The organism is Bacillus sp. AFS031507, from assembly GCF_002584635.1.
Lineage (GTDB): Bacteria > Bacillota > Bacilli > Bacillales > Cytobacillaceae > Neobacillus.
The window spans coordinates 537,500-537,766 of record NZ_NUOW01000003.1 but is presented as its reverse complement, the minus strand read 5'-3'; positions in this window follow the sequence as shown (position 1 = coordinate 537,766).

Here is a 267-nt window from a genome sequence, read left to right as displayed (position 1 = left end):
TTAGTTTTCAAAGAACAAATCTATTATTCTTGTTTGTCATCCAATCAAGCGATTAGCGACTTTTATTATTCTAGCATATCACTTTTTTAATGTCAACTTCATTCGAAATAATTTCTTACATCTCTTAAACTAGTTATTCCGTAGCAGCGACAATGAATATTGTACTACCCCATCACTAATTCGTCAACCATTTCTTTTCGATTTTTTATAAATAGGCTGTGTTAAACTTGGCTGTTGATTTCCGCTTAGGCGCTTCGCTTTCCGCGG